This is a genomic window from Sporichthya brevicatena (assembly GCF_039525035.1).
Taxonomy (GTDB): domain Bacteria; phylum Actinomycetota; class Actinomycetes; order Sporichthyales; family Sporichthyaceae; genus Sporichthya; species Sporichthya brevicatena.
This window is the reverse complement of record NZ_BAAAHE010000026.1, coordinates 171,127-180,040: the sequence shown is the minus strand read 5'-3', so window position 1 is coordinate 180,040 and position 8,914 is coordinate 171,127. Positions and strand designations below refer to the sequence as shown.

The 8,914-nt window shown below is 72.8% G+C and carries 9 protein-coding genes; all 9 read right to left on the bottom strand.

Going from position 1 to position 8,914, the window contains the following annotated elements; all coding sequences use genetic code 11:
- Nucleotides 1–42: 42 nt before the first annotated feature.
- Complete coding sequence (locus ABD401_RS16455) at nt 43–1,644, bottom strand: ATP-binding protein (protein ID WP_344606649.1); 1,602 nt, start codon at nt 1,642–1,644, stop codon at nt 43–45.
- Nucleotides 1,645–1,654: 10 nt separating this feature from the next.
- Complete coding sequence (gene cmk / locus ABD401_RS16450) at nt 1,655–2,341, bottom strand: (d)CMP kinase (protein WP_344606665.1); 687 nt, start codon at nt 2,339–2,341, stop codon at nt 1,655–1,657.
- Nucleotides 2,342–2,424: 83 nt separating this feature from the next.
- On the bottom strand, nt 2,425–3,501 hold the full coding sequence (locus tag ABD401_RS16445; RefSeq protein ID WP_425566179.1) for a prephenate dehydrogenase: 1,077 nt from the start codon (nt 3,499–3,501) through the stop codon (nt 2,425–2,427).
- A 10-nt stretch (nt 3,502–3,511) separates the two neighbouring features.
- Nucleotides 3,512–3,874 (bottom strand): chorismate mutase, encoded by a 363-nt coding sequence (gene aroH, locus ABD401_RS16440; protein ID WP_019877100.1) that lies wholly within the window; start codon nt 3,872–3,874, stop codon nt 3,512–3,514.
- A 41-nt stretch (nt 3,875–3,915) separates the two neighbouring features.
- The gene (locus ABD401_RS16435; protein ID WP_344606646.1) at nt 3,916–5,001 is read right to left on the bottom strand and encodes a pseudouridine synthase; all 1,086 of its coding nucleotides are present in this window, start codon (nt 4,999–5,001) and stop codon (nt 3,916–3,918) included.
- Nucleotides 5,001–5,771: an SMC-Scp complex subunit ScpB gene (scpB, locus tag ABD401_RS16430; protein ID WP_344606644.1), complete on the bottom strand. Its 771-nt coding sequence runs from the start codon at nt 5,769–5,771 to the stop codon at nt 5,001–5,003. The genes ABD401_RS16435 and scpB overlap by 1 nt, the downstream gene beginning before the upstream one ends.
- Nucleotides 5,768–6,700 carry a segregation and condensation protein A gene (locus ABD401_RS16425; RefSeq protein ID WP_344606642.1) on the bottom strand — a complete coding sequence of 311 codons (933 nt, stop codon included), beginning with the start codon at nt 6,698–6,700 and terminating at the stop codon, nt 5,768–5,770. The genes scpB and ABD401_RS16425 overlap by 4 nt, the downstream gene beginning before the upstream one ends.
- A 34-nt stretch (nt 6,701–6,734) precedes the next feature.
- A complete protein-coding gene (locus tag ABD401_RS16420) occupies nt 6,735–7,823 on the bottom strand; it encodes a ParA family protein (RefSeq protein ID WP_344606640.1) in 1,089 nt (362 codons plus the stop codon).
- Between the two features lie 156 nt (nt 7,824–7,979).
- Entirely contained in the window at nt 7,980–8,906 is a 927-nt protein-coding gene (gene xerD, locus ABD401_RS16415; protein ID WP_344606638.1) for a site-specific tyrosine recombinase XerD, read from the bottom strand.
- Between the last annotated feature and the right edge of the window lie 8 nt (nt 8,907–8,914).

Genomic DNA, 8,914 nt, shown 5'->3' with positions numbered 1-8,914 from the left:
GGCGGCGCGGTCCTGCGGGCGATCGTCATCTGGGCCACCGGGTTAGGAGACACGCCCTAGGCCGGCGTCCAGCAGTGCGAACGCGTCGGCCTCGTCGAGTCCGGTCATGGCGAGCACGCCGCTCACGTCGAGGTCCTCGCCGGCGACGGCGAGGCGCCGGAGCATCGCCACCGTCGAGGAGTCCAGGTCGAGGAAGCGGGCGGTCACCGCGTCCCAGACGGATCGCGGAACGCCGGAGGTCGGGGTGCGCAACAGTTCGAGGGCGAAGAACGGATTGCCCCGGGCCATCTCGACCACGGCCGCCACCCGGTCCGGCGGAGCGTCGCCGGCCAACGCCACGAGGTCCTCCGGCGGAAGCGGTCCGAGTTCAATGACGTCGGCGCGCTCCGCGTGCGCCAGCCCCGCCACGCCCGTGGTCAGGCCAGGCCGCGCCGCCTCGGCCCGGTAAGCCAGGACGACGAGCAGCGGCCGCGCGCCGCGCGTCCGCGCCAGCTGGACGCAGGCCTCGACGGTCCCGTCGTCGGCCAGGTGGGCATCGTCGACGATCAGCACGACGCCGGTCCGCGGACCGCTCATCAGGACCCGGTGGGCCGCTCCGATCACCATGTGCCGGGTGACGCCCGCGGGAGGCGGCGCCGGGGCGGCGACCTCCGTCAGCTCGGCCAGCGTGGAGCGCACCTGCACCGTCACCGTGTCGAGCAGGTGGCGGTCGGCGGTGACCACGGACTCGAGCGCCTCGACCAGCGGGCCGTAGGCGCCACACCCCGCCCGGGCGGCGACGGTGACGGTCTGCCAGCCGCGCTCGGCAGCGATCGACTGCACCTCACGGCACAGCACCGTCTTGCCGATACCGGCCTCGCCGCGGACTGCCACCAGACCCGACCCCCGGCCGGCGGTCGTCGCCAACGCGCGCTCAACGGTCGCCAGCTCGACCTGGCGCCCGTGAATCGCCGGTCGCTCCGGCGCGAGCCCGTGGACGCAGCGGTCGTAGAGGGCGACGCTCTCGGCGTCCGGCCGCAGGCCGAGCTCGCGGGCGAGGGCGGCACGCAGCCGCCCGTACCAGCGGAGGGCGGCGTGCCGGTTCCCCGCGGCGAGCGCCGCGCGCATCAGCTCCCGGTATGCCTCCTCGTCGGCGGGGTCGGCCTCGACGACCGCCTCCCAGTCCCCCGCCCGCCGCAGCAGGGCGACGCGGGTGCGGTCGACGTGCTCGCGGCGGGTGGCCGCCCAGTCCTCGTACCGCGCGTCGGGCAGCTGGTCACGAGTGGCCAGTTCGGCCGCGGCCGCGCACGCCGCGGGATCCGCCGTCGCGAGCGCCGCCGCGGCCGCCCGTTCGAACTCGTCGACGTCGGTCTCGACCCCGGATCCGGCGAAGAGCGTCACCCGCCCGCCGGCCAGCACGACCGCGTCGTCCCGCCCGAGCACCTGCCGCGCGTGGTGGGCCGCCTTGCGGAGTTGGGCGGCCGCCGCCTCCGGCTCCAGGGTCGGCCACAACGCGTCGAGCACCTGGTCGCGCAGGAGCGACCGGCGCTCGGCGAGCGCGAGCAGCGCGACGAGTTCGGCCGGCCGCCGTCCGGGCCAGGCGTCGATCTCACGTCCGTCGACGAGGACGCGCAGACCGCCCAGCAACGAGATGCGGACGGTCATGCCGCCTCCGTCAGGACGTGCCGCTCACCGGCTGCAGCAGCGTACGGCGGACCTGCTCCAGAACGGCAGCCACGACGCCGTCCTTGTCGAGCGGGGTGGTGTCGAGCAGCACCGCGTCCGGGGCCTGGGTCAGCGGCGAGGCGGCGCGGGAGGAGTCGAGGCGGTCCCGGCGGGCCATGTCGGCGTGCATCTCCGAGACCGTGGCGTTCTCGCCGGTGTCGAGGACCTCGCGGGTCCGGCGGCTGGCGCGGGCGTCCGCGGAGGCGGTGAGGAACATCTTCACCGGGGCCTCGGGGGCGACGACGGTGCCGATGTCCCGGCCCTCGACGACGATCCCCTGACCCTGCTCCAACGTCCCGGCGATGATCTGCTGCTGCATCGCGACCAGACGGGCGCGGACGGCCGGCACGGCGCTGACCGCGCTCACGGCGCCGGTCACCTCGCGGCCGCGGATCGGGGCGGAGACGTCGGTGCCGTCGACGCTGATGGTCGGAGCCGTCGGGTCGGTGCCGATCAGCAGTTCGGGCTTGCCGGCCAGGGCGCCGACGGTCTCGGCGTCGTCGACGTCCACGCCCTCGCGGAGCATCCACCAGGTGATCGCCCGGTACATGGCGCCGGTGTCGAGGTAGCGGAATCCGAGGGTCGCGGCGACCTCACGGGAGACGCTGGACTTGCCGGACCCCGAAGGTCCGTCCATCGCGAGCACGATCGGCGCGGTCTCCACGGGCAACCATCCTACCTCTACATCGGCGCTGACCTGCGAAAACGACCTTGTGACGCTCACCAATGCACGGTCCATCCGCGGGAGCGCAGCTCCGCGACCAGCGGTTCTGCCCGATCCGGGCGCACCGCGATCCGCGCCAGACCCACCGGCTGACCCGGCGAGTGCTCGATCTCCAGGTCCTCGATGTTGAAGTCCGCGTCACCGACGTCGGTCATCAGCCTGGCCAGCTCGCGCGGCCGGTCGGGCACCAGGACCGGCACCCAGGTGTACTTCGCGGGCTCCCCGCCGTGCTTGCCGGGCAGTCGCGCCCGCCCGGCGTTCCCGGCCTGCAGCGCGGCCGTCACCGGCGAGATGTCGCCCGCCCGCAGCGCCTGGCGGACGGCCTCCAGGTCCCGCGCGACGCCGTCGAGCACGTCGGCCACGGCCGTGGCGTTGCCGCCGAGGATCTCGGTCCACAGCGCCGGGTCCGACGCCGCGATCCGCGTGACGTCCCGGACTCCCTGCCCGGCCAGCTGGACGGCGTCCTCGGGTGCGTCGACGAGCCGCGCCCCGACCAGGCTCGCGAGCACCTGCGGAGCGTGCGAGACCAGCGCGACGGCGCGGTCGTGCTCCTCGGGGTCCATGACGACGGCGTTGGCGCGGCAGAGCCGGATCAGCTCCCGCACGGCCGCCACGGCGTCCGGCGCGCTGTCCGCCGACGGCGTCAGCACCCAGGGACGGCCCTCGAACAGGTCGCCCCGCGCCGCCGTCGGGCCCGACCGTTCGCTGCCCGCCAGCGGGTGGCCGCCGACGAAGGTGGTCGCGTCCGCCCCGGCGCCCTCCAGGGCGCGCTGCAGGCCGCTCTTGGTCGAGGCGAGGTCGGTGTAGGCCGCCGCGGCGCCGCGGCGCTGCAGGTCCGCCAGGACGGCCGGCACGGCCGCCGGCGGGGCGCCGATCACGGCCAGGTCCGCGGGGGGCGTGTCCGGCCCCGCGACGGTGCCGGCCCCGAACGCAGCGGCCATCTCCGCGACCGCCGGGTCGCGGTCGGTCAGGTGGACCTCGACGCCGTGGCCGCGCAGGGCGAGGGCCACCGAGGTGCCCATCAGCCCCGTCCCGACCACCAGGACGCTGCCCAGGGCCGGGAGCTCGGTCACGGAACCCGGCTCACTGGGCGATGTCCTTGCGCAGCGCCACCGCGCCGCGCAGGTACACGTGCGAGATCTCGGCCTTCGTCAGCTCGGTCTCGGCGTGCGCGAGCAGCCGGATCACGCGCGGCATCGCCCCGGCGATCTCGAGCTCCTGGGCGCACAGCAGGGGCACGTCGGTGATCCCGATGTCCCGGGCCCCGACCGCGGGGAACTCCGAGTGCAGGTCCGGCGTCGCGGTGAACACGATGCTGATCAGGTCGTCGACCGCCAGCTTGTTCCGCTCGAGCACCGCCCCGACCAGCTCCGCCACCGACGCGAGCATGTGCTCCCGCTCGTCGGAGTCCAGCTGCACCGCACCGCGGATCGCCCGCACCGCCACGTTCGAACCTTCCCTCGTTGCTGTCTCGTGCGCGGCAAACCCTAGCCGCGGGGACGCTTCGGCCGGGGTGCGGTCTTCTTCGCCACGGTCTGCTTCGCCACGGTCTTCTTCGCCACGGTCTTCTTCGCTGCCGCCTTCTTGGCCGGCGCCTGCTTCGCGGTCGCGGCCTTGCGTTCCGCGGCGGCCTTGCGGACCGAGGGGGCGCCGACGTTCTTCCTCGCCGGGTCCGGCCGCTTGCCGCCGCGCTTCGCCGCGGGCTTGGCGGCGGTCGTCCCGGGGACCTTCGCCGGGGCCTTGCGGGGCTTGTCGGTCGACTCGGACGCCGTCAGCAGCGCCGAGATCTCGTGCGTGGTGAGGTGGCGCATCCGGCCCGGGGCGAGGTTGCCCATGTTCACCGGGCCGATCTGGACGCGGACCAGCCGCGACACCGGGTGCCCGACGGCCTCCAGCATGCGGCGCACGATGTGATTACGGCCCTCGTGGATCTCGATCTCCACCTGGGCCCGCCCGCCGACCAGACCGATCTGGCGGAACTTGTCGGCGCGCGCGACGCCGTCCTCGAGCTCGACGCCGGCTTTCAGCGTGCGGCTGAGATCGCGCGGGAGCGGGCCGGGGACGTCGGCGAAGTAGATCTTTGTGACGCCGTACCGGGGGTGCGACAGCCGGTTCGCGAGCTCCCCGTCGTTGGTGAGGAGGATCAGGCCCTCGGTGTCGGTGTCGAGGCGACCGACGTGGAAGAGCCGCTCCTTCCGGTCACGGACGTAGTCCCCGACGCAGGGACGCCCCTCCGGGTCGCTCATCGTCGAGACGACGCCCTTGGGCTTGTTCAGCACCAGGTACGTCATGCCCGTGCGTGTCGGCAGCCGTGAGCCGTCGACGCGGATGATCGCCGTGTCCGGGTCCACCCGGGTCCCGAGCTCGGTGACGATCCGCCCGTCGACCTCCACCCGGCCCTCGGCGATCAGGTCCTCGCAGGCGCGGCGGCTGCCGACACCCGCGGCCGCGAGCACCTTCTGCAGGCGGACCGGCGTGCCGGCGGCGGTCGTGTCGTCGGCGGTGTCGAAGTCGTCGCCGTCGCTGTTGCCGTCGTTGATGTTGCCGTCGTTGATGTTGATGTCGTCGTCCACTAGGAGCTCGGGAGGTCGAGGTCGCCCTCGAGGGAACTGAGGTCGGGCAGCAGCGGCGCCAGCGGCGGCAACTCGTCGAGCGAGTTGAGCCCGAGCTTCTCGAGGAACAGGTTGGTGGTCCGGTACAGCGTCGCGCCGCTCTCGGGTTCGGCGCCGGCCTCCTCGACCAGCCCGCGCGCGAGCAGCGTCCGCATGACGCCGTCGACGTTCACGCCACGCACCGCGGACACCCGCGACCGGCTCACCGGCTGCCGGTACGCCACCACCGCGAGGGTCTCCAGCGCGGCCTGCGTCAGACGCGTCTGCTGGCCGTCGCGGACGAATCGCTCGACGACCGGCGCGCACTCCTCGCGCGTGTAGAAGCGCCAACCCCCGGCGACCTCACGCAGCGCGATGCCTCGGCCCTCGGCGGCGTACTCCTCCGCCAGGGACCGCAGGCACTCCTCGACCTCCGCCGGGGGCCGCTCACACACCTGGGCCAGCATCGTCGCGTCCACCGGGGTGTCGACGACGAGCATCACGGCCTCGACCGCCGCCCGCAGCGACGGCCCGTCCGGGCCCCCCACGACCCCCGCCGGGATCTCGTCCTCGACGGCGTCACCCTCGGTGGAGATGTCATCTCCAGCGGTTGCGGCTGTCTCGGTGGAGATGTCATCTCCAGTGGTGTCGGCGGTTGCGGTGGAGATGTCATCTCCAGCGGATTCGGCCGTTTCGGTGGAGATGTCATCTCCAGTCGTGGTCTCGACGGTCTCATCGATGTCGATGCTCATGACCCCTCCTGTGCTGAGGCGCCCGGTTGGGCGGGGCCCGGCTGGTGCGGAATGGCGGGTGCCTCGTCGAACTCGTCGGTGACCTGGACCTCGGCGTCGTCGGTCCCGGTCCAGCGGACGTGCAGCTCGCCCAGCGGCGTCAGCTGCTCGAACCCGACCACCTGCTCGCGGTAGAGTTCGAGCAGGGCGAGGAAGCGGGCGACCTTGGTCAACGTGTCGGGCGCGTCGGCGACGAGCGCGCGGAACGTGGACGCCCCGGAGTGGCGCAGGCGCTCGACCAGCACCGCCGCCTGCTCGCGGACGCTCACCTTGGGCATGTGCAGGTGGGCGATCGAGACGACCGGCTCGGGCTTGGGCTCCATCGCCTTCATCGCGAGCGCGGCGAACTCCTGCGGACCGAGACCGATCAGGACCTCGGGCAGCAGGGAGGCGAACGGCTCCTCCAGCCCCACGGTGCGCGGGTAGCGCCGGGACTCCAACGCCATCCAACCCTCGAACTGCGACGCCACCTGCTTGTAGGCCTTGTACTGCAGCAGGCGCGCGAACAGCAGGTCGCGGGCCTCCAGCAGCGCCAGGTCCTCCTCGTCGTCGATCTCGCCCGCGGGCAGCAGCCGGGCCGCCTTGAGGTCGAGCAGCGTCGCCGCGACGACGAGGAACTCGCTGGTCTCGCCCAGGTCCCAGTCGGAGCCCTGGGCGCGGATGTAGGCGATGAACTCGTCGGTGACCTTGGCCAGCGCGATCTCGGTGATGTCGAGCTTGTGCTTGGCGATCAGGTTCAGCAGGAGGTCGAACGGGCCTTCGTAGACGCCGAGGTGAACCTGGAACTTGCCGTCGCCCTCATGGGCGGCGTCGAGTTCCGTCTCAGCAACCTCATCCGACGCACCGGCCGCCTCGGGAGCCTCGAGACCGGGATCGAGGGCGGAGTCCACCGGGGAACCTTAACCGACGCCGGGGCCGGCGCCGTCAGCGGCGATGCGCCGCCTGCTCCTCGCGGGGCCGGGCGAGGAGCTCCCGCGCCAGCTGGCGGTAGGCCTTGGCGCCCGTCGAGGACGACGCGTAGGTGGTGATCGGCTCACCGGCGACCGTGGTCTCCGGGAATCTGACGGTCCGTCCGATCACGGAGTGGAACACGCCGTCGCCGAACGCCTCCACGACGCGGCTGAGGACCTCGCGGCCGTGGACGGTCCGTGAGTCGTACATCGTCGCGAGGATGCCCTCGAGGCGCAGCTCGGGGTTGAGGCGCTCCTGCACCTTGGCGATCGTGTCCGTGAGCAAGGCCACGCCGCGGAGCGCGAAGTACTCGCACTCCAGCGGGATGATCACCGAGTGCGCCGCGGTCAGGGCGTTCAGCGTGAGCAGGCCCAGCGACGGCTGGCAGTCGATGATCATGACGTCGTAGTCGGCCATCGCCGGCTGCAGCGCCCGGTACAGACTCTGCTCGCGCGCGACCTCGTTGACCAGCTGGACCTCGGCCGCGGCCAGGTCGATGTTGCACGGCAGCAGGTCCAGGCCGTCGACGTTCGTCTTGAGCAGGACGTCCTCGACGCGCGTCCCGCGCTCCATGAGCAGGTTGTAGATCGTCACGTCGAGCTCGTGCGGGTTGATCCCCAGGCCGACGGAGAGCGCGCCCTGCGGGTCGAAGTCGACGAGCAGGACGCGGCGGCCGTACTCGGCCAGCGCGGCGCCGAGGTTGATGCTCGACGTGGTCTTGCCGACCCCGCCCTTCTGGTTGCACATGGCGATGACGGTTGCCGGGCCGTGGTGCTCCAGCGGCGGCGGCTCCGGAAAGTGCGGCAGCGGGCGACCCGTGGGGCCGAGCTTGCCGGCGGCCTTGGTGGACTCCGCGGGCTCAGCGACAGGAGCCGACGCGGCCGGGGCCGAGTCGACGCCGAAGACCGGGTCCTCGGCGAGCGCCTCCTGGTCGACGTGGTTCGACGGACGGTTCGGGGACCAGCGGTCCTTCGGGACCACGGCCCGTGCCGTCGGCAAGGGCGGGAACGACTCGTCGGCCCGTGCGGTGGCGGCGAATCGCGATCCGAACTTCTCCGTCATGTGCTGCCGACTTTCTCCGCGAGGGCACTGGTCGTCCCGTTCAGGGTCCACCACTGCGAGGCAAGTTCCGCGGCACCGGCGCGGCGTGTCGCGAGGGTCCTTGACAACGTCCTCGCATTGTGTTGCGGGTGGGGCTGATGTTACCCGAGTGACTTCTCAGCGCGCCCGCGGGTGGGAGCTCGCGTAGACCTCGCGGAGGCGGTCGACGGTCACCAGCGTGTACAGCTGGGTGGTCGCGACCGAGGCGTGTCCGAGCAGTTCCTGGACGACGCGCACGTCGGCCCCGCCGTCGAGCAGATGCGTCGCGAACGAGTGCCGCAGGGTGTGCGGGGAGACCTCGACGTCCAGGTTTGCCGCCTTCGCCGCGGCGGCGAGGACGGCCCACGCGCTCTGCCGCGACAACCGACCGCCGCGGGCGTTGAGGAATACGGCGGGGATGCCCTTCCCGGCCTGGTTGAGGACCGGCCGGCCCTGGACGAGGTAGCGGTCCAGCGCCTCGAGCGCGTAACTGCCGAGCGGGACGATCCGCTCCTTGCCGCCCTTGCCGAGCAGGCGGACCGTGCGCGACTCCAGATCCAGGTCGTCGACGTCGAGCCCGACGGCCTCGGAGATCCGCGCGCCGGTGCCGTAGAGCAGTTCGAGCAGCGCCGAGTCCCGTGTCGTCAGCTCGGTGCGCGCACCCTTGCCCGCCGCCTCGATCAGAGCCTGCACGGCCTCGAGCGGGATCGCCTTGGGCAGCCGCTGCGGACGCTTCGGCGGGCGCACCGGTCGGGCCGGGTCGACCTGCGCCATCCCCTCGCGCACGACGAACTTGTGGAAGCCGCGGACGGCGATGACCGCCCGCGCCGCCGAGCTCGCCGACAGCGGCGGGTGGTCGTCGTCGCCCTGGCGGAGCCGGGCGAGGAAGTCACTGACGTCCTGCTCGGTCACCGCCGCCACGTCCGCGATCCCCCGGTCGTGCAGGACCGTCGCGTAGCGGTTGAGGTCCCGGCGATAGGACAGCAGCGTGTTCTGCGCCAGGCCCCGCTCGACCGCCAGATGGTCGAGGTAGCCCCGCAGCGCCAGGCCGACCTCGGTAGTCATGGCAGACA

Excerpts from the sequence above, each read along its gene's own strand:
- cmk (WP_344606665.1), bottom strand. The coding sequence starts at position 2,341 with ATGGACGGACCTTCGGGGTCCGGCAAGTCCAGCGTCTCCCGTGAGGTC.
- xerD (WP_344606638.1), bottom strand. The coding sequence starts at position 8,906 with ATGACTACCGAGGTCGGCCTGGCGCTGCGGGGCTACCTCGACCATCTG.
- scpB (WP_344606644.1), bottom strand. The coding sequence starts at position 5,771 with ATGAGCATCGACATCGATGAGACCGTCGAGACCACGACTGGAGATGAC.
- ABD401_RS16455 (WP_344606649.1), bottom strand. The coding sequence starts at position 1,644 with ATGACCGTCCGCATCTCGTTGCTGGGCGGTCTGCGCGTCCTCGTCGAC.
- ABD401_RS16420 (WP_344606640.1), bottom strand. The coding sequence starts at position 7,823 with ATGACGGAGAAGTTCGGATCGCGATTCGCCGCCACCGCACGGGCCGAC.